This window comes from Microcoleus sp. PH2017_28_MFU_U_A (genome assembly GCF_020738035.1).
Taxonomy (GTDB): Bacteria; Cyanobacteriota; Cyanobacteriia; order Cyanobacteriales; family Microcoleaceae; genus Microcoleus.
Map to the genome: position 1 here is coordinate 14867 of NZ_JAEQCX010000088.1, position 19011 is coordinate 33877.

20 protein-coding genes are annotated in these 19011 nt (G+C 46.4%); 15 read left to right on the forward strand and 5 right to left on the reverse strand.

Annotation, left to right across the window (positions count from 1 at the left end):
* Positions 1-285: 285 nt before the first annotated feature.
* Together JGK14_RS21635 and JGK14_RS21640 are read left to right on the forward strand one after the other, a co-directional pair.
* On the forward strand, positions 286-876 hold the full coding sequence (locus tag JGK14_RS21635; RefSeq protein ID WP_325315473.1) for a Uma2 family endonuclease: 591 nt from the start codon (positions 286-288) through the stop codon (positions 874-876).
* 459 nt (positions 877-1335) lie between these two features.
* Positions 1336-1782, forward strand: a complete 447-nt coding sequence (locus JGK14_RS21640) for a hypothetical protein (RefSeq protein ID WP_325315474.1) — start codon at positions 1336-1338, stop codon at positions 1780-1782.
* A 235-nt stretch (positions 1783-2017) separates the two neighbouring features.
* Here the strand turns inward: JGK14_RS21640 and JGK14_RS21645 are convergent, their stop codons facing one another.
* The 3 genes from JGK14_RS21645 to JGK14_RS21655 form a co-directional block, all read right to left on the reverse strand.
* Positions 2018-2653: a class I SAM-dependent methyltransferase gene (locus tag JGK14_RS21645; RefSeq protein WP_325315475.1), complete on the reverse strand. Its 636-nt coding sequence runs from the start codon at positions 2651-2653 to the stop codon at positions 2018-2020.
* A gap of 129 nt (positions 2654-2782) precedes the next feature.
* Complete coding sequence (locus tag JGK14_RS21650) at positions 2783-3295, reverse strand: cupin domain-containing protein (RefSeq protein ID WP_293182778.1); 513 nt, start codon at positions 3293-3295, stop codon at positions 2783-2785.
* A gap of 4 nt (positions 3296-3299) precedes the next feature.
* A complete protein-coding gene (locus JGK14_RS21655; protein ID WP_293217038.1) occupies positions 3300-3779 on the reverse strand; it encodes a hypothetical protein in 480 nt (159 codons plus the stop codon).
* Between the two features lie 198 nt (positions 3780-3977).
* Here JGK14_RS21655 and JGK14_RS21660 point away from each other — a divergent pair, with 198 nt between their 5' ends.
* From JGK14_RS21660 to JGK14_RS21670, 3 genes are all read left to right on the forward strand, one after another.
* A complete protein-coding gene (locus JGK14_RS21660) occupies positions 3978-5432 on the forward strand; it encodes a folate/biopterin family MFS transporter (protein WP_293217041.1) in 1455 nt (484 codons plus the stop codon).
* Between the two features lie 165 nt (positions 5433-5597).
* Entirely contained in the window at positions 5598-7109 is a 1512-nt protein-coding gene (locus JGK14_RS21665; protein ID WP_293243210.1) for a carotenoid oxygenase family protein, read from the forward strand.
* A 124-nt stretch (positions 7110-7233) separates the two neighbouring features.
* The gene (locus JGK14_RS21670) at positions 7234-8136 is read left to right on the forward strand and encodes a DUF4436 family protein (protein WP_325315476.1); all 903 of its coding nucleotides are present in this window, start codon (positions 7234-7236) and stop codon (positions 8134-8136) included.
* Between the two features lie 292 nt (positions 8137-8428).
* Here JGK14_RS21670 and JGK14_RS21675 read toward each other — a convergent pair whose 3' ends face one another.
* Entirely contained in the window at positions 8429-9283 is an 855-nt protein-coding gene (locus JGK14_RS21675) for an SGNH/GDSL hydrolase family protein (protein WP_325315477.1), read from the reverse strand.
* A 294-nt stretch (positions 9284-9577) separates the two neighbouring features.
* Here JGK14_RS21675 and JGK14_RS21680 point away from each other — a divergent pair, with 294 nt between their 5' ends.
* The 7 genes from JGK14_RS21680 to JGK14_RS21710 all read left to right on the forward strand — a co-directional run bounded on the left by JGK14_RS21680 (position 9578) and on the right by JGK14_RS21710 (position 13828).
* Positions 9578-9673 (forward strand): nucleotidyltransferase domain-containing protein, encoded by a 96-nt coding sequence (locus tag JGK14_RS21680; RefSeq protein WP_293191989.1) that lies wholly within the window; start codon positions 9578-9580, stop codon positions 9671-9673.
* 60 nt (positions 9674-9733) lie between these two features.
* On the forward strand, positions 9734-9961 hold the full coding sequence (locus JGK14_RS21685; RefSeq protein WP_325315478.1) for a hypothetical protein: 228 nt from the start codon (positions 9734-9736) through the stop codon (positions 9959-9961).
* Entirely contained in the window at positions 9936-10223 is a 288-nt protein-coding gene (locus JGK14_RS21690; protein WP_293191911.1) for a type II toxin-antitoxin system RelE/ParE family toxin, read from the forward strand. Before JGK14_RS21685 ends, JGK14_RS21690 begins: the two co-directional genes overlap by 26 nt.
* Positions 10224-10328: 105 nt before the next feature.
* Positions 10329-10862 carry an RDD family protein gene (locus JGK14_RS21695; protein WP_293203341.1) on the forward strand — a complete coding sequence of 178 codons (534 nt, stop codon included), beginning with the start codon at positions 10329-10331 and terminating at the stop codon, positions 10860-10862.
* A 38-nt stretch (positions 10863-10900) separates the two neighbouring features.
* Positions 10901-11089, forward strand: a complete 189-nt coding sequence (rpmG, locus tag JGK14_RS21700; protein ID WP_293182798.1) for a 50S ribosomal protein L33 — start codon at positions 10901-10903, stop codon at positions 11087-11089.
* Positions 11090-11300: 211 nt separating this feature from the next.
* Entirely contained in the window at positions 11301-11516 is a 216-nt protein-coding gene (rpsR, locus tag JGK14_RS21705; protein WP_006631377.1) for a 30S ribosomal protein S18, read from the forward strand.
* A gap of 302 nt (positions 11517-11818) precedes the next feature.
* Positions 11819-13828: a ribonuclease catalytic domain-containing protein gene (locus tag JGK14_RS21710; protein WP_293182800.1), complete on the forward strand. Its 2010-nt coding sequence runs from the start codon at positions 11819-11821 to the stop codon at positions 13826-13828.
* A 157-nt stretch (positions 13829-13985) separates the two neighbouring features.
* Here the strand turns inward: JGK14_RS21710 and JGK14_RS21715 are convergent, their stop codons facing one another.
* Entirely contained in the window at positions 13986-14108 is a 123-nt protein-coding gene (locus JGK14_RS21715) for a hypothetical protein (RefSeq protein ID WP_293191917.1), read from the reverse strand.
* A gap of 232 nt (positions 14109-14340) precedes the next feature.
* On the opposite strand from JGK14_RS21715, the gene JGK14_RS21720 reads away from it, so the two are divergent.
* The 3 genes from JGK14_RS21720 (at position 14341) to JGK14_RS21730 (ending at position 18755) form a co-directional block, all read left to right on the forward strand.
* Positions 14341-15786 (forward strand): 1-acyl-sn-glycerol-3-phosphate acyltransferase, encoded by a 1446-nt coding sequence (locus JGK14_RS21720; protein WP_293196262.1) that lies wholly within the window; start codon positions 14341-14343, stop codon positions 15784-15786.
* A 454-nt stretch (positions 15787-16240) separates the two neighbouring features.
* Entirely contained in the window at positions 16241-17134 is an 894-nt protein-coding gene (locus tag JGK14_RS21725) for a sensor histidine kinase (RefSeq protein ID WP_293182804.1), read from the forward strand.
* A gap of 181 nt (positions 17135-17315) precedes the next feature.
* Complete coding sequence (locus JGK14_RS21730) at positions 17316-18755, forward strand: IctB family putative bicarbonate transporter (protein ID WP_325315479.1); 1440 nt, start codon at positions 17316-17318, stop codon at positions 18753-18755.
* Positions 18756-19011: the final 256 nt, after the last annotated feature.

Here is a 19011-nt window from a genome sequence, read left to right on the forward strand (position 1 = left end):
TTGACAGTTGACAGTTGACAGTTGACAGTTGACAGTTTGAGAGCGACCTCTACCTAGAAGTAAGAGGATTGGAGTAATGAATAGTCTGATTTTAATTTCTCCCTCACTCGTGTTCCGGCTTTCAACCAATTCTTTCTGGTAACTTCGGTAATAATTAAGCAAGGGAGCTATACGAGCTCACACTACAAATGCAAAACTGAGATGCTCCCCGGCGCGATCGGCCCAAACTTCTCCCATCCGCTAAAATAAAGAAAGATATCGCCCCATTTTCCCGGTAGTGACACGATGCCATCCACCCTCAGCCTAGAACTCCCCACATCTACCATTCTCCACGTCACCCCCGAACAGTTCGAGGAACTTGCGGCGGCCAATCCCGATTTAAGATTAGAACGAACTGCCCAAGGAGAATTAATCGTGAATCCACCTACGGGAGGCGAATCAGGATATCGTAATGTCAAAATTTCCTACTTTTTAGTCAAGTGGGTCGAAGAGGAAGGGGGTCATGGTATACCCTTCGACTCCTCCACAGGATTTATCCTCCCCAGCGGTGCTCGCCGTTCCCCGGATGCCTCGTGGGTGCGACGAGAACGATGGGAAGCTTTGACTCCCGAACAACGCCGAGGATTCGTTCCCTTGTGTCCAGATTTTGTGATTGAACTACGTTCAGCGACAGATAGCCTTACTAAACTGCAAGAGAAAATGCAGGAGTATCTCAACAATGGTGCGAGATTGGGATGGTTAATTGACCCTCAGAATCAACGAGTCGAAATCTACCGTTTAGGACAAGAAATTCAGGTTTTAGAACATCCCACAGAACTTTCTGGAGAGGATGTATTACCGGGATTTATCTTAAACTTGGGGCGGATTTGGCGGTGAATTGGACGATACTTTTCAGGGTCGATTTCCCCACCCGTGTTCTTACCCATTTATAATGATGACTGGTTTAACTCCCACCAACAAAGCGAGTTCCCGCCATTTCCAATAACAGTAAAAGCCAGAGTTGTAGGGTGCGTCAGGCGAAGTTCTCTAACGGCGATCGGGAATTTCGGGACAGTAGCGCACCTTACTATAGCGATCCTAAATGATTCGCAAAATTTGTAGGGGTAGTGCCCCCGTGCCTACCCCTAATCTATCGGGCAACCACGGGGGGATTGCCCCTACAATAATTATGCAAATGATTTAGGATTGCTATATATAATCTAAAATCGACTTGTAGAGTGCGTCAGGCGAAGTTCTCTAACGACACCGAAAGAAAAGAAGATTATATTTTTTTCGATAACTCTAATATAAATGTTCCCGGAATCAAACATGGATCGATTTGAATTTCAGCTAGCAATGCTGCAAAAAGGAGCAGAGGAACTAGAGAGAAAAATAGCTAACTTTAATACAATTTTGCAGCAATTAAAAACTACGGCAATTACCATTTGGGTAGCGTTGATTGGTTGGGCGTTTGCCAGCAAAATAGATGCGTTAGTTCCGCTAGGATACGTTATAATTTTTGGTTTTTGGTTGTTAGAAGCTACCTACTGGAAGGTGCAATTTTATTGCATACAAAGAGTCGATGCACTTACCCAATTCTTGAACAATCAAAACGCCTTAGATGAAAGTTTTAATACTCGCTCAATTCCGGAAGGTCTTGTTCACCCGCTCGGTTCATTAAAAACAATTAAAATGCCTTCTTTAGGTCGAGCTATCTGCGCTCCATCAATCTATATTTTTTATACCTTTTTGTTTGTTGTTAATTCGATCGTTTGGTTAATAACTCTTAAAAAAGCCCTCTAACTGGAATACTCTGTTGGTTATTTTCAAATAACCAGAACTGTTCTGGATCGACTTCTACTATGACAGCAACCTCTTATATTCAGGACTTAGGCAACTGGTATACTCAAATCAAGCTGTAGGGTGCGTCAGGTGAATTTCTAGAACGATTATTGAGGGTTTAAAAATCTGACGCACCTTACTAATTGTGACTATTTTCCATTTTAAAAGGACACGACAAGGCAGTCCTTACCCGCAGCTAAAAAGGTTTCACCCCAACTAATAAAGCGAGTTCGCGCCACTTCCAATAACAGTCTACATCGTCAAAACCAATGTCTCTAAACCAACTCAGTTGCGTTTCCACATCCAGCAATTTATTAGAAGGATCTTCACCCTCTTTGCTGATACCCAGTGCCTCTCGAAACTTCTCATGCAAAGCCTCTGTTGGGGACGCTACGTGCTCCAAATTGCAAAAAATGCCTCCGGGTTCCAAAAGCTCGAAAATCTCGGCGTAAAGCGAACGTTTGCGATCGTCCTCTACGTGATGGATGGCAAAACTAGAAACGATCGCATCAAACTTGCCCAAATCCGGCAGAGGTGCGTCAAAATTGTGCTCGATTACCGTGACAGTATTGTCATCAGCAAAGCGAATGCGGGCTTTTTCCAGCATAGTTGGCGAAAAGTCGATCGCCACAGATGCAACATTCGGGCGATCGCACTTCAGCAAACCCAACAACCGCCCATCACCCGTACCCACATCCAGAATCCGCTTGACATCTTTCGGCACTTCCTCCAACAAAACCGCCTCACCCTCAGTGCGGTGAGGAATACCATCAGCCTTAGCAAGATACCACAAAGCGTGTTCCGCAGAACTCCAAAGATTAACTTGACTCATAAACAGTTGACAGTTGACAGTTGACAGTTGACAGTTGACAGATGAGTGCGAGGTTTTTAAGACGGGGATTTAAACCTCTCCATAAAAACAATCCGCCCGCACCTGAAGGGGGCTAATAACCCTTGATATTTAGTAAATCTCGCCGTTTTTATGCGTAAAAATCCAACCATTATCGCCCGCTTTCGCGATTAAGTCATCATCGGGATAACTTGCTGAATCATCAGGAGTGCGATCGCCAATTTCTAGATAAACCACATCAGCATTCGAGCGATTCACCAAATGATGCCCGTCAGCATCTCCAGCCGGAAAACCCGCCGCCATACCCGATTTTAGCAATTGCTCACCCAAATTTGTAATCAGAGTAACTTCCCCTTCCAGAACATAGACTAACTCATCTTGACGAGAGTGCCAATGTCGAAGAGCAGAGCAACTTCCCGGCGCCAACCTCACCAAATTTACCCCAAAATTCTGCAAACCCGCAGCATCACCCAAGCGTTTTTTAACTCTTCCCGCAACAGCATATTTAAATTGCTGAGGATAATTTGAGCCTGTACTTTCTGGGACATTATTAGGATGAATAATCATACAAAACTCCTTCTCTTCTTTCTCTTCCTTCGCGTTTTTCGCGCCTTCGCGGTTCATTTCTCTATTCCAAAGGTTTCAAAGTAGTAGGATTTTCACGAATCGGTTTAACAAAACGGCTGTTCGCCCGCACAAAACAATTACCCTTATCAGTGGAAATCGGCAACCAAGGCTTACCCTGAGAGTCAGCAATCATAATTTGATTAGCATTATTTCCAGTCACCGCTTGCAAGCGCTGTCCCCGCCGAAAAGTGGTCACCACAGGCCACTGCGAAACATTATGTTTATTTTTTTCAAATAACTCATCTGGTGCATCAAGAGCATCTACAGAAACAGATCTAAATCGCTGAGCCATCCGGCAATTTAACCCTTGAGAATCCGAGTCAACAACCACCCAATTCACCTGCCTGTTGCCCCGCTGTCTCGCCAGCAGCCCCGTATAATCTCCTTGCTGATTAGCAACAGGTAAAGCCAAGGCTAAATGAGCCCCCGCTCCTAAAATCCAAGTTACTGCCAGAGAGCAAATTCTGATTTCTGCTTTCATTGATACAAAAAATCCTTAAATTCAGATTAATTACAATCGTAGCAAGCTCTCCTGGCGATCGTCCAAGTGCTAATTGCTGAAACCCTTGCTTCCCTTGGACTTCTGTCAACCGTCAACTGACAACCGTCACAACCGTCAACTGTCAATTCATTAAGAATGTGTTATAAATATTGAGATTCATTAAGAAATATTGCTCAAATGCTCCTTTCCCCCTCTGGCGCCAGCAAACTCAAAGAATCCTTAAAAGAAAAAGTATTCTTCGGGAATGAGCCAACCCCGGAACTCATAGCCATCTTACTGATTTATTTCGTCCAAGGCATCCTCGGACTAGCCCGCTTAGCCGTCAGCTTCTTCCTCAAAGACGAACTCGGCATGACTCCCGCCGAAGTCTCAGCCATGCTGGGCGTCGTCGCCATACCTTGGATTATCAAACCCTTGTTCGGCTTCATGTCCGACGGGTTGCCCATATTCGGCTACCGCAGACGGCCTTATATCGTCCTCTCGGGGCTGTTGGGAACGGCAGCATGGGTGGGGATGGCCACAGTCGTACACACGCCCTTAGCGGCCACAGGGGCGATCGCCCTAAGTTCTGTTTCACTAGCCGTCAGCGACGTAATCGCCGACTCCCTAGTAGTAGAAAGAGCGAGAAAGGAAACAGTTAGCGACGCCGGTTCCCTGCAATCCTTGTCTTGGGGCGCATCAGCCATTGGCGGACTAATTACCGCTTACCTCAGCGGTTCCCTGCTGCAACACTTCAGCACCCACACCATCTTTTTAATCACTGCATCTTTCCCGCTAATCGTATCAACAACAGCCTGGTTAATTACCGAAGAAAAAGTCAACAAAAGAACCGACTTTGAAACAGTAAAAGACCAACTCAAACAACTGCGGCAAGCTGTTGCCCAAAAAACAATTTGGTTGCCCACCGCCTTTCTATTTCTGTGGCAATCCACACCAAGCTCGGACTCCGCCTTCTTCTTTTTTAGCACCAACGAATTAGGCTTTCAGCCAGAATTTCTCGGACGAGTGCGCCTCGTCACCAGCATAGCCGCCCTCGTTGGCATTTGGCTGTTTCAGCGCTACCTCAAAGCAATTCCATTTCGAGTCATTTTCGGCTGGTCAACAGTCATTGCAAGTGCCTTGGGCATGACTACATTATTATTAGTAACTCATGCCAACCGAGCATTAGGAATTGACGACCAATGGTTCAGCATCGGAGACAGCCTGATCCTGACAGTAATCGGACAAATTGCTTATATGCCCGTGCTGGTACTATCAGCGCGGTTGTGTCCTCCAGGCGTCGAAGCAACCTTATTTGCAGTGCTGATGTCTGTCACCAATTTAGCAGGAATTATTTCCTACGAAGGCGGTGCAATTTTGACACACTGGCTCGGAATTACCGATCGCAATTTCGACAACCTCTGGCTGCTAGTAGTCATCGCCAACCTCTCCACACTGCTACCCCTCCCCTTCTTAAACTGGCTCCCGGCAGAAAGCACAGAAAGCGGCGATCCAAACTACCAACAATCTCTCCCAGTATTAGAACCCGAACTGGGCTGTGCAAAACCGGGCGGACAGCATTTCATGCCCGAATACTTTCCCGACTTAGTACCGACATCAATTCCCGAAACCCGCACCGTAGAAAGCAAATGAAGGAAGAAGAAAGAAGAAAGAAGAAGGAAGAAGGAAGAAGGAAGAAAATAGACTGCGAATATCTTGATAGTTTTCTTTCTGCTATTTTTCTCTCCTTTATTTCTTTCTTTCTCTCTGCGCTCTCTGCGCCCTCTGCGGTTAAATCAATAAAAGCTTATTCTACCAATGCAAAACTTACAAACTTCCCCAGCCAAAACAGTAGCCCCAAACTTATCATACGATCGCAAAGACTGGCAGCGTGGCTACGAATCCCAACCCAACGAAGCCGACTACTGGATTGACAACATCGAAGGCGAGATCCCAGAAGGCTTACAAGGCACATTCTTTCGTAACGGGCCCGGATTATTGGATGTCAACGGATCGCGCATCCACCACCCCTTTGACGGCGACGGCATGATTTGTGCGATCGCAATTTCAGAAAAACGCGCCCACTTCCGCAACCGATTCGTGCACACCGAAGGCTACCTCGCCGAACAAAAAGCCGGAAAAATCCTGCACCGAGGCGTATTCGGCACACAGAAACCCGGAGGCTGGTTAGCCAACATCTTTGATGTCAAAATCAAAAACATCGCCAACACCAACATCATTTATTGGGGTGACAAACTGCTAGCACTCTGGGAAGCAGCACAGCCCTACAGACTCGACCCCCGCAGCCTAGAAACCCTCGGATTAGACACCCTAGACGGGATTTTACAACCCGGTGAAGCCTTCGCCGCCCACCCCAGAATTGAAAAAGGCAAAAATGGAGCCGGAGACAGATTAGTCAACTTTTCCGTCAAGCCCGGTTTGTCAAGTACAATCACCATTTACGAACTCGACGAAAGCGGCAAACTTTTACAAAAACACGCCCACGCAATCCCGGGTTTTGCCTTCCTGCACGACATGGTAATTACCGAGAATTACTGCATATTCTTCCAAAATCCTGTCAGCTTCAATCCCCTACTTTTCCTGTTAGGATTTCGGAGTGCAGCGCAGTGCATTAAATTTTCGCCAAACAAGCCCACCCAGGCAATTTTAATTCCGCGCAACGGCACTGACGAGGTAAAAATATTAGAAACCGAACCTTGTTTTGTGTTCCACCACTGCAACGCCTGGGAAGAAAACGGCGAAGTTTTTGTAGATTCAGTTTGCTACGAATCATTTCCCACTGTCGAACATGACGGCGATTTTCTGGAGATTGATTTTGACACCATTCCAGCGGGCGAGTTGTGGCGGTTCAAGTTAAATCTGCAAGACAAAACCGTGCAGCATCAAGTTGTGGAAACTCGGTGTTGCGAGTTTCCGACTTTGCATCCGAATAATGTCGGACAACCTTACCGATATCTTTATATCGGCGCCGCTGACTCTGCCACTGGGAATGCTCCTTTGCAAGCTATTCTTAAAATAGATTTCCACACGGGTGAAAGGCAAGTTTGGAGTGTCGCGCCGCGCGGCTTTGCTGGTGAACCAGTTTTTGTTCCCCGTGATTCAGCCGTCTCGCCTGAGGCTGCAAGGGCTGAAGATGACGGTTGGCTGCTGGTTTTGATGTATGATGCGGCTAATCATCGATCGACCTTAGCGATTCTAGATGCCCGCGACATCACCAAAGGCCCCCTAGCGCGCCTGCATTTAAAACAGCACATTCCCTACGGTTTGCACGGCAGCTTTACACCAAACGTACTGCTTCCCGAGAACTAAGATAAAATAGGTTTGTAGTGAGGACTTTAGTCCGCATCCGTCAGAGGACTAAAGTCCTCACTACGAACCTTTTGTATTGCGGGGAATACTAACAACAAGTCAATACATAAAATATCCCTAATTAATGCAAACTGTCAACAAATCAAATATCAAAAAAATACTTATTTTAATTTGCAGCCTAGCCGTAAGTTTGGCAATTATCTTATCTATTTACTCTCACAATGCTAATGCCCAAGAGCCTTACAGCCCCTCTCCAGATACCGCTGTAGCCCCCAAAGGCTTGGTTGAGGTCAAAATGACCGTAATTGGCGTAGACCCGATTAAAAACGAATTAGAAACCCGCTTGCAGTTCGAGCTTAAAGGTATTTATAAAAAAGGGCCTACTTACCCGGCTCAAGATTTATTAATGACAGTTAACGGTGCCAATATCGAGGATTCGGAAATTAGCTTTAAAGAAGGCAAACCGATGATTGTCCCGGCATTAAAGTTTAACTTAGTCAAGGGAAAAATCAACAATTATCCGTTTGACACGCACATTGCTAAAGTAGCTATTTCAATTGACCCGCTGGCTTCAATTGGCAAACAGTTTGCTCCCTTCCAACTAAATCCTGTGCCGCTGGAATTTAAATTTAATGCCGATGTTCCCGGCTTCGATATCAGTTATAAGCCGATGGAAGAGAATTCATCTATATTTATTTATATCGATGTTTCAGCCACGCGATCGATTCCGGTAAAATTCTTTTCCTTGGTGATTATTGTGATCATGTGGGTGCTGTCAATCATGGCGCTGTTGCTAGCATTAAAGGTGATGAAATCTGGCAAGTTGCCGGAAGTCGGAATGTTGAGTTGGACAGGTGTGATGCTGTTTGCTTTTCCCGGCATTCGCAACTCTCAACCGGGAGTTCCGCCAGTGGGAACTGCTAGCGATTTCCTGTCATTTTTTTGGACGGAAATGATTGTTGTGGTAGCGTTGGTGATCATCGGTAGCTGTTGGTTGAAGCGCTATCATCCGCCCATTGATGATTAATACCATTTATGAAAAATATGGCTGCGAAAAAAAATGACTTGTTTCCATGCACCCTAAGTATCAGGTGCGTCGCTGTGAGATTGTCGATTGGATTTAGGGATTTTTTATGGCGACGCACCCTACAAATACTAATGACTACGGCTTGTTTCCTCAACCCTCTTTGTCAGGTGCGTCGCTGTGAGATTGTCTGTCAAATTTAGAGATTGTTAAGGGCGACACACCCTACAGCTACTTCTTTCCTTCTTCCTTCTTCCTTCCTTCTTCCTTCTTCCTTCTTCCTTCTTCCTTCTGCTCAATTTTTCACCTGCAAATTTTCAATATCCTTAGCGGGTACTCCCAAACCGCGCAAGATAGTAAAAGCAATGATTCGATATCCCGACGGATTCGGGTGAACTCCATCGGCTGCTAACAAATTTAGAGTTTTTCCGGCGTGTTTTTGATAGGTGCCGATAACTTCCCGAAATGGCGCATTCAAATCGATAAATAAACACTGATTTTGCTTCGCAATTTCTCGCATCGCGACGACATATTCTTGCAACCTGTGATTTTCTGGGCCGTCTAGAATCTCGCGGATGGGAGTAGGAGAAAGCAGCACGACTCGAATTTTGGCGGCTTTTGCTGCTAGCACCATTTGAGTTATTTTGTCTATATATTCTGCCAGGGGTACTCCCGCAGCTAAGTTGCCTTGCGGATGAAACTGAAGTTTTTGGAAGTCGAAAAAAGCGTGCCAAACGTCGTTGACTCCGGCGTTTATCGTGATTAAATCTGGCTTTTTGTCGATCGCATCTTTCTGAAAACGCGCCTGCATATCACTCGCCTTGTTACCGGAGATTCCCGCGTTGACGATCTCGATTTTGCGATCGGGATACAGGGCATTCAGATAGCGTTGCAGCAGCCAAACGTAACCTCCTGGGTATTTCGCCGCTTCGGTGATGCTGTCCCCCACAGTCACAATTCTGCGCTTCCCGGCGAGCACGTTTTGGATTTCGGGCGGCGGCGATGCTTCGGATACAGGTTCTTTAAACACGGGAATTAAGGAGTGAGGAATGTTGAACGCGATAACAGCAGCAATTACGGCGAGGACAAGTCTGATTAACACTTGCTTCAGCGGGGATTTGGGATGGGGCGATCGCACATTTGCAGACATTACACAGTTTTTGACGAAAAGTTTAAGTTTTGATCTTGGGATTTCCGGGCAAGAGTTTCGGTGATTAAGAATATCCTAACAGTCTTGGCAGTTGCTATATAATTATATTAAGGGCTTTTTTGACACTCCTGATGTGAACGCGGGGGGCTTCCACGAATGGATCTGTAAGTCTGTAAAGTTTCAAATTAAATTGATGCTTGAGGAAATCCTATGCTGAAGTTACAATAGTTATTAAAGTCCAAGGGCGAGGATATCCTGGCGGTGGCGCTGCGACATGGGGCGTTTAATGTACGGGTGTTTGGTTCGGTGGCGCGGGGTGTTGTCGATGAGAGTAGTGATATTGACCTTTTGGTGGATTATAACGGAATAAGGATTAAGCCGTTTGATTAAGGATTGGGTTTTGGCGGAGGCGAAATATTTCGTTGATTTTAGTTTAAAGGAGGCTGTATGATGACTGTACAAGAAATTATTGCTCAGGTCGAAAGTTTATCAATAGAAGATCAGGATCAGTTGTTTGAGCTAATCCGCAAGCGACGGATTGAAAATCGGAGGGATGAAATTTTGGCTAATGCTCAGGAAGTGATGGAAGCTTTTAAGAATGGGACAGCAAAGAGAGGAAGTGTTGATGATTTGATCGCAGATTTACTAGGAGATGATGATGGAAGTTGTCTGGAGTAGTGGATTTAATCGATCTTTTAGGAAGATCGTACAGAAAAATCCACAATTAAAGGATCAAATTACTAAGGTGTTAAAGCTACTGGCAGATGATCCATTTACGCCATCTTTGAAGTCTCAGAAGTTAGGAGGGGACTTAGCCGGATTATGGTCTTGTTCTGTTGCATATGATTGCAGAATAATTTTTAATTTTTCTGAAGATGAGGAATTGTTAGAAATGGTGATTCTCTTAGTTGATATTGAAAGCCATGATGAGGTTTATTAATATGTAGCTGCGCCTTGACTTTATGCCCTACGGCTTCAAGCCCCTTGATTTCGATTACGATAGAAATAGGACTTACCCATTTCAAAGTAATTCTTTTTTTTGCCAATGAGTTCCGACCTAGTTCCCCTCTTGCCCAAAGTATCACTCGATCGCCGCGCCGGTGCCTTCTGCATCGATGCGATCGCCGTTTGGATACCCAGTTTGATTCTCGGCACCAATCCGATCGCCCAAACCTTTCTTTTTGTCCTGCTGTGGATGATAATGCGCGTAGCCATCGTCAGGAAAAACCAAGGTCAAAGTCTCGGGCGCTGGGCCCTGGACATGAAAATTTTCGATCCTAGATTCCAACGGACTCCCGGAGTGCAAGAATTGTGCAAGCGCGAGGCATTGCTGGGCTTTTGCGCCGCCCTAGCCTTCGCAGGTGTAGGTGGGCTCACCTCCACTAACGCGGGCGTCTTGCTGCTGATGTTACCACTGGCGATCGACTGTAGCGTTGCTTTCACCGACGCAGAAAGGTTTCCCCAAGCTTTTCACGATCGACTCGGTAGGACGATCGTCATCGGAACCAAGCGCGGCTACTCGCTTGACATCAAAGTCAGAAGATTGCTTGACCAAGTGCAGACAAATGTGAGACGATAATAAATTGTGTTTAAATTAGTCGAAATTTATTTAGAATTATGGCTAAAGGCGTCCGCATCATAATTACTCTAGAGTGTACTGAGTGCCGAACAAACGCGAGCAAACGCTCCAAAGGCGTGTCTCGGTACACCACGACCAAGAACCGTCGCAACACGACGGCACGGCTGGAACTCAAAAAGTTCTGCCCCCACTGCAACAAGCACACTACTCACAAAGAGATCAAGTAGGGAATGGGGCATGGGGCATGGGGAATGGGGCATGGGGCATGGGGAATGAGTAGTATTTAAGGATTAATGGCTAATAGTTTCTACTATCGCAGTCATTTAAGAATCTTTTAAGAATTACTGATTACCGATTGCCAATTACCAATGACCAATGACCGATTACCAATGACCAATGACCAATGACCAATGACAGATTACCAATTACCAAAGAACCATGACTTACTTTCGCCGGCGCGTTTCGCCAATCAAACCAGGAGACCCGATCGACTATAAAGATGTCGATTTGCTCAAAAAATACGTCACAGAACGCGGTAAAATCTTGCCCCGCCGGATTACCGGTTTGACGGCAAAACAACAGCGCGACCTGACCCGCAGCATCAAAAGAGCAAGAATTGTAGCTTTGATGCCCTTCGTAAACCAAGAAGGCTAATTGGATTTTGGATTTTAGATTTTAGATTTTGGACAAAAATAGGACTTACGCGAAAACAACGTCTTTTTGTCGCAAGCGATGGTAGCTAATAGCTGGCAATATTTGGTATTGAGTCGCTGGTGCGTAAGTCTTAATCAAAATCTCAAAAGTTAAAAATTAAAGCACAAAAAGCAGAACTTTTTAGATGTTAGTTTTGACAATTGATTTAAAAAATGTAAACATCCAAAATCTAAAATCGGAAGCAAAGAAACTCGATAAGTGGCAACTGTAAAAATCCAAAATCTCAAAAATAAAGCGGGCAAGTGGAGAAGGGAACGTTAGTAGAATTTAGAGTGCACGGCGACCGCCGCCTGGCCGTTGCCGATCGCCCTGACGGCAAGAAAAACTGGGTAGTGGTAGACGAAAACGGTCAACCGCACAGCATTCCGCCAAAACAAATCAGCTATGAAGCAGTCGGAGAAACTTACAAACCCTCCGACATTTCCAAATTTCTTAAAGAAGTAGAAGCTTACTCAGATCCGTCGAGTCTAGAAGTAGCTTGGGAACTTCTAGTGGGCGACGGAGAAAATACAGATCCAGAAGCCCTGGCTATGCTGCTATTTTCCGATCGCACTCCGGCGCAATGTTATGCAGCTTATTGTTTGCTGTCCACAGATAAACTGTATTTTAAACAAAAGGGCGATCGCTACGAACCGCGACCAGTTGCCCAAGTAGCCGAAATCAAACACCAGCAAGAAGTAGAACAGCACCGACACCAAGAATCCCAAGGATTTTGGGATCGAGTTAAACGGCGGCTGGCTGGTGAAAATAATGTAGATTGGGCAACTAGCGATCGAACTCGCCTCGATGCCCTAGAACGCTTTGCTACCCTCGGAGAAGAAGCAACTCACCGCACGCCGGCCTTAGAAACTTTAGCCAGCTTACAACGTCCCGAAAACCCCGAAGCAGCATTTCAACTCCTAGTCGATCTCGGCCTGTGGAGTCCCCACGAAAACCTGTTTTTGCGGCGAAGCCAAATTCCGCTACAACTATCGGCAAAGGTATTAGAAGTAGCGCAAAGCTGCCTAGAAGAACCCTCAACCGACTCAGACACAGATCGTCTCGATTTAACTCACCTCAAGGTTTACACGATCGACGACGAAAGCACTACGGAAATCGACGACGGACTCAGCCTAGAATTCCTCGAAAACGGCCAGCAGCGTCTGTGGATACACATAGCAGATCCCACACGCTTGCTTTCCCCCGGAGACGAACTCGACCTCGAAGCCAGAAAGCGCACCACTACAGTGTATCTGCCCACGGGCATGATCCCGATGTTTCCCCCAGCTTTGGCAACTGGGCCGATGAGTTTAATTCAAGGTAAAGAGTGCAGCGCCCTCAGCTTTAGTGTCACCTTAGATGAAATCGGCGCGGCCCAAGATTACAGCATCCATATCAGCAAGATCAAACCCACCTATCGCTTAACCTACGATGACGTAGACGAAATGCTGGAGTTGGGAATTGAAGCAGAACCGGAAATAAGCGCGATCGCCTCGGCGGCAAAACTGCGTCAAAAATGGCGCGAAGCCCAAGGCGCCATCAGCATTTTCATGCCCGAATCCGTCATCAAAGTCCACGGCGACGAGATCAAAATCCACGTCATCGACGACTCTACAGCCAGATTGCTAGTAGCGGAAATGATGATTTTAGCTGGCGAAGTCGCCGCCCGCTACGGTCAAACTCACAGCCTGCCCATACCCTACCGCTATCAGCCGCAGCCGGAACTCCCCCCAGAGGAAGAACTGCTGGCCGTGCCCGCTGGCCCAGCCCGCGCTTGCGCTGTACGTCGCTGTATGCCCCGCAGCGAAATGGGTCTGACCCCCGGACGCCACGCAGGTTTAGGTTTGGAATCCTACACTCAAGTTACTTCCCCGATCCGCCGCTATACCGACTTGCTGACTCACTTCCAAATTAAAGCCCACCTGCGGGGCGAACCACTGCCTTTTTCCGCCCAAGAAATACAGGATATTGTGATGTGTCTCGGTACCGCAGTTAGAGAAGCCTCTACCGTGGAACGCCAAACAAACCGTTATTGGGGATTGGAATATTTGCGGCGCAATCCTGATGAGGTTTGGGAAGCTTTGATGCTGCGCTGGTTGAGGGAAGATAGCAATCTGGCTTTGATTTTGTTGGAAGAGTTGGGTTTGGAGTTGGCGATGCGATTTGGTCGATCGGTCGAAATTGGCGATCGGCTAGAAGTCAAAGTCACTCACTGCGATCCGCGATCGGACGTGATTAACTTCCAAGAGATGATTTTTGAAGCAGCACAATAGGATTTTAGATTTTAGATTTTAGATTTTAGATTTTGGATTGCCAAAATCTTACTGACAGGAATTGTGCGTTTGCGGCTATAAACCAATAAGCTTAAGTTAGCAATCTCATTGAAGTGGGTTTTGTTTCTCTAGGGGCGGTTGCAAGCGCCGTCTTATATCATGTCGAGTCGATTACCATCACAAAAACCGTTTGTTTGTAGTGCGGACTAAAGTCCGCTTTCAGGCTGCGGACTAAAGTCCGCACGCGCGATCGAATCTGATTGCGGTAAATCGATCGCACATGATTAACTAAGGAACTAAAATTTAATAACTTACACTCTTAAAAGTGGGATGGGCCAGAAGATCCCGTTCTTTCTGGACGGGCGGGACGCCCATCCCACAAGAACAATAAAAATTGTAAGTTAAGCTGTTGTGCATTTAAACTGTATGTCAAGAAATAATTCAAGTCTTGTGGGATGGGCTTCTAGCCCGTCCCGAATATGCAATTGAAATGCACGACAGAAAATCGCCAAATGCCCAATTCTATAAACCAAGTTCAGCCACCGCTGGAATTCATACCCCCAGCCTACAACCCCCTCATCGTCAATGGTTGTCAGCAAATACTCCCCTGGTGGCTGCGATTTAAGACAAATATCAGCCACATTCAAGCCGAAAACGTCGAAACCCTCGCCGAACTCTTCCACCAATTTCAAAATCAAAAAGTTCGCTTCTTACTCGCCTTCCGCCATCCCAACTCCGACGATCCCTACTGTTTGGGACAACTAATTTGGAAACTCGTTCCCCAGGCGGCGCGCGCCAAAGGCATTCCCCTGCAATTCCCGGTACATTCCCACTTTATCTACGATCGCGGAATTCCTCTGTGGGCCGGTTCTAGCGTCGGCTGGCTATATTCTCGCCTCGGCGGTACTCCGATTGTGCGCGGCAAGATCGATCGCGCTGGATTGCGATCGGCCCGCGATTTATTCGCCAACAGCCAATTTCCCATCGCCGCCGCCCCAGAAGGCGCCACCAACGGTCACAATGAAATAGTTAGCCCCCTGGAACCGGGAATCGCTCAAATGGGCTTCTGGTGCGTTGAAGACTTGCTAAAAGCCGGACGTACTGATGAAAAAGTGTTGATTGTGCCGATCGGCATTCAATACCGCTATGTCAATCCACCTTGGGAACCCTTAGAAAAACTTTTAACTCAATTAGAAATAGATTGCGGACTTCCAGCCTTAGAACCCACCGAGATTGCTAAATTAGAGGCAGAAAATCTCGCTCCCGCAGACCAGCATCACAAATTCCAATATCTGCGCCTGATTCGAGTTGGCAACCATTTACTAACAGTAATGGAACAGTTTTACGCCCGTTTTTATCATCGAAATTTACAGTTAAAAACATCTTCTTTGACATTAATACCGCTGCCCGAAACAACGACAAACGATTCGGAAAATGAAGCGATGATTCCTCGACTGACAGCACTGTTAGACGTAGGCTTGCAAGTAGCAGAAGAATATTTTAACTTGAAGCCCAAAGGCAGTTTGATAGACCGCTGCCGCCGTCTGGAACAAGCAGGCTGGGACTATATTTATCGAGAAGATATCAAAGATATTGCAGGACTTTGTGCCTTAGAAAGAGGATTAGCCGATCGCCTCGCTGAAGAAGCAAGTCTGCGGATGTGGCACATGAGACTTGTCGAAAGTTTCGTCTCAGTCACGGGCAGATACGTCCAAGAAAAGCTCACAGCAGAACGTTTGGCAGAAACAACTTTACTGCTGTGGGACGTACTGACTCGCATCAAAGGCGGAAATCCTTTCGGCCGCCCTTCTTTGGGCAAACAGCAGGTGCAAATGACCGTGGGCGAACCGATATCAGTCGGCGATCGCTGGGAGGGATATCAAAGCAGCCGCAGGGTAGCAGTTGCCGAACTCACTCAAGACTTGCAATCCGCTTTAGAAGGAATGATTAAATCTTAATTAGTCCGAATCTGCAATTAGGAATAGGGAAGTAGGAAGAGAGACGCAGGAAGAGAGAAGCAAAAATAAGGATGATATAGCAACCGCCACATAGGTTAGGACATAAATCATGTCATGAATAGATCCTATAACCCTTTAGCATAAACGGTTTGATTCTCGTACTACGTAACTGTCAACTGTCAACTGTCAACTGTCAACTGTCAACTGCTATATATTGCCTTTGGGTTGCCACTCTATTTTTAATTCGTGCAGCAAACAACTTGTTATAAACTTGGGGAAGATGTATAATAAGTAACTAAGTATCAGTGCCGGTTAATCACTGATAATAAAGTTGTTTTCGTTCGGCGTTTTAAGATTTTGAGGGCTGCCGTCCTCAGTACAAACTTAATTAGAATTATTTAACCGGACTCGATCTAACAATAAGCGCTCGATAATGAACCAACAAAAATAACCGATGAATAACAAACCTATCGATTTATCTACTAACTCAATTAAAGTAAAACTGCTGAATCATTTAGCGCAAGAATTGCTCACCCCGCTCACTTCTGTCCTCGGCATGGCAAGCGTATTGAACCAAGAAATTTACGGCCCCTTAACGAGCAAGCAAAAAGAATATATCGACGTGATCCAAGACAGCAGCCGATCTTTGCGATCGCTAGTTGAAGAAATTTTGGAACTGGCAGATCTAGACGATACCGCTTTCACATTGAAGCGAACCGCAGTTGATATAGAAACTTTGTCTCAGCAAGTTGTGACAACCCTGTCGCCAGCAGCCTCTAGACGAGAGCAAGAAATTAACTTGTCAATGGGGCCCGGGCCGCGCATCTGGCTGGCCGATAAGGATAAAGTTCAGCAAATGCTGCACCACTTAATTTTTAGCATTATTCAATCGGCTGGGGCAGGCAGCGTGATTCGAGTCCACGTTTCTCGGAAACAAGACGGTATCAATATCGGAGTTTGGGTTTTTCATCCTTGGTTGGGTGAAAGTTTGCCCCATGCTAAACTCTACTCCGACTACTTGTTGAAGGTCGGAGCCGATCGCGGTGCGCGATCGAACTCCGAAACCGACTCCCTGGAATTTGAACCGCCACTTCCGTCACAGACACAGGCTTCGCAGCGATTAACGCTGGCGTTTTCTGAGTTGGCGGCTTTGGTGGCCGAGAATGCTGCGGATACGGCACCTGTGTTAGCTGGTTACGGCGCTAGGGAACGCTTGGGGCTGCTGCTTTGCTGCCAGTTGGTGGAAATTCAAGGCGGCAAACTCTCGATTCAAGGCACTCCAGAATCTGGATATCGCTACGCGCTCTGGCTCCCCTGTACCAATGCTACCGAGTTGTTGGAAAGATGAAGTCAGTTGACAGTTGACAGTTGACAGTTGACAGTTGTTATTGGTTACTTGTTATTGGTTACTTGTTACTTGTTATTAGTTATTTGTTGTTATTACAGCCAATAACGAACAACGAATAACGAATAACGAACAACGAATAACGAATAACGAATAACGAATAACGAATAACGAATTTAAAGAAATGAATTCAGTTTGGCAACAGTTAACTCTGGCAAATTTGTCGCTCTCTCAGTGGCAAAGTGGCAGTTATTTATTGAATTTGGCGATCGGCTCTTTGCGCGGTTGGCGGCAGAGTAGCTGGCTGATGCAGTGGGCCGAGCCCCTGGGTTTTGTTTTGCTCGCCTTGACGTTCGGTATGGGCCCATTTGTAAACAACGCCCTGGTGGGTGTGTTGATGGCTGCTGCCGCTGCGTTTTGGGTGCTGCTGACTGTTTCGGACGATCGCGCGATCGCCCTCACACCCATTCACTTGCTGGTACTTTTGTACTGGGGCATTGCTACCGTCGCCACAGCAATGTCGCCGGTGAAAGCCGCCGCTTTTACAGGCTGGACGAAGCTAACGCTGTATTTGCTATTTTTTGCACTGATGGCGCGGATATTGCGAGATTCCCGTTTGCGATCGTGGTTAATAGCCGTATATCTTAATGTTGCTTTAATTGTCAGTTTCTACGGCGTGCGGCAGTGGATTGATAAAGTGCCACCATTAGCTACTTGGAACGATCCGACTTCTACTCAAGCCGATGTCACCCGAGTTTACAGTTTTTTGGGCAATCCCAACTTGCTCGGTTCCTATTTGCTACCAGCCATTGCCTTGAGCGCCGCCGCACTTTTTGTGTGGCAAGGATGGGGAACCAAACTTTTAGCGTTGACGATGCTGGTAGTGAATTGCGCGTGTTTGCGCTACACCGACAGTCGCGGTGCTTGGATCGGTTTTGTGGCACTGCTAGTAGTGTTTTTAGTCCTGCTTTGGTACTGGTACAGCCCTTTGATGCCTAGGTTATGGCGCACTTGGGCGCTACCGTTAGGGTTAGGAGGTTTGGCTGGAGCGTTAATTTTGGGAGTAGCTTTGGTGCCAGCGTTGCGCGATCGAGTTTCGAGTATGTTTGTCGGGCGCGGCGACAGCAGCAACAATTTTCGGATTAATGTTTGGATGGCGGTGATTGACATGATTCGCGATCGGCCAATCCTCGGCATTGGGCCCGGAAATACTGCTTTTAATAAAGTTTATCCGCTTTATATGAAGCCAAAATTCACTGCTTTGAGCGCTTATTCTGTGCTGCTAGAAATTGCCGTCGAAACTGGTTTTATCGGTTTAATGTGTTTCCTGTGGCTGATGACTGTTACCGTCAATCAAGGTTTGTTGCAGATCAAAAAATTGCGCGACGCACAATTTAACAGCTCTCATTTAGAGGAAGAATCCCCAAATCTCAAATCAAATCAGGGGTTTTGGTTGATTGGGGCGATCGCCACTTTAACTGGTATGATGGCTCACGGTTTTGTCGATACAGTTTGGTATCGGCCGGAAGTTAATATGCTGTGGTGGTTGATGGTGGCGATTATTGCTAGTTTTTATAGCAATTCTCAGCAGCAGCAAGATTCAGGTTTGACACAGGGCGAGTAGAATAGCGATCGGAAAAATCAGGTACCCCTGGGTAATCACCGAAAAGCTTGCGGTTCAAAAATCGAACTTATAAAAGTAATGGCGGGGTTTTATCCCCGCCCGGTAAGGATTCCAGTTCCCAAAAAGCAGACAGCTTTCCTAAAGCTGCAAGCGATGATTTGACACTCTCCGACCTGAAGGTGCGGAGATTCTTAAGAAGCTTTGACACTCTTAAATACGCTGTCAAGACACATCTAGACGTTCAAAACAACTACCT

What these genes read in the sequence shown, in the direction of transcription:
- JGK14_RS21725 (WP_293182804.1), top strand. Translation starts at nt 16,241, where the DNA reads ATGAATAACAAACCTATCGATTTATCTACTAACTCAATTAAAGTAAAA.
- JGK14_RS21675 (WP_325315477.1), bottom strand. Translation starts at nt 9,283, where the DNA reads ATGTCTGCAAATGTGCGATCGCCCCATCCCAAATCCCCGCTGAAGCAA.
- JGK14_RS21635 (WP_325315473.1), top strand. Translation starts at nt 286, where the DNA reads ATGCCATCCACCCTCAGCCTAGAACTCCCCACATCTACCATTCTCCAC.
- JGK14_RS21660 (WP_293217041.1), top strand. Translation starts at nt 3,978, where the DNA reads ATGCTCCTTTCCCCCTCTGGCGCCAGCAAACTCAAAGAATCCTTAAAA.
- rpsR (WP_006631377.1), top strand. Translation starts at nt 11,301, where the DNA reads ATGACTTACTTTCGCCGGCGCGTTTCGCCAATCAAACCAGGAGACCCG.
- JGK14_RS21640 (WP_325315474.1), top strand. Translation starts at nt 1,336, where the DNA reads ATGCTGCAAAAAGGAGCAGAGGAACTAGAGAGAAAAATAGCTAACTTT.
- JGK14_RS21650 (WP_293182778.1), bottom strand. Translation starts at nt 3,295, where the DNA reads ATGAACCGCGAAGGCGCGAAAAACGCGAAGGAAGAGAAAGAAGAGAAG.
- JGK14_RS21730 (WP_325315479.1), top strand. Translation starts at nt 17,316, where the DNA reads ATGAATTCAGTTTGGCAACAGTTAACTCTGGCAAATTTGTCGCTCTCT.
- JGK14_RS21665 (WP_293243210.1), top strand. Translation starts at nt 5,598, where the DNA reads ATGCAAAACTTACAAACTTCCCCAGCCAAAACAGTAGCCCCAAACTTA.
- JGK14_RS21670 (WP_325315476.1), top strand. Translation starts at nt 7,234, where the DNA reads ATGCAAACTGTCAACAAATCAAATATCAAAAAAATACTTATTTTAATT.
- JGK14_RS21720 (WP_293196262.1), top strand. Translation starts at nt 14,341, where the DNA reads ATGCCCAATTCTATAAACCAAGTTCAGCCACCGCTGGAATTCATACCC.
- rpmG (WP_293182798.1), top strand. Translation starts at nt 10,901, where the DNA reads ATGGCTAAAGGCGTCCGCATCATAATTACTCTAGAGTGTACTGAGTGC.
- JGK14_RS21690 (WP_293191911.1), top strand. Translation starts at nt 9,936, where the DNA reads ATGATGATGGAAGTTGTCTGGAGTAGTGGATTTAATCGATCTTTTAGG.
- JGK14_RS21655 (WP_293217038.1), bottom strand. Translation starts at nt 3,779, where the DNA reads ATGAAAGCAGAAATCAGAATTTGCTCTCTGGCAGTAACTTGGATTTTA.
- JGK14_RS21645 (WP_325315475.1), bottom strand. Translation starts at nt 2,653, where the DNA reads ATGAGTCAAGTTAATCTTTGGAGTTCTGCGGAACACGCTTTGTGGTAT.
- JGK14_RS21685 (WP_325315478.1), top strand. Translation starts at nt 9,734, where the DNA reads ATGACTGTACAAGAAATTATTGCTCAGGTCGAAAGTTTATCAATAGAA.
- JGK14_RS21695 (WP_293203341.1), top strand. Translation starts at nt 10,329, where the DNA reads ATGAGTTCCGACCTAGTTCCCCTCTTGCCCAAAGTATCACTCGATCGC.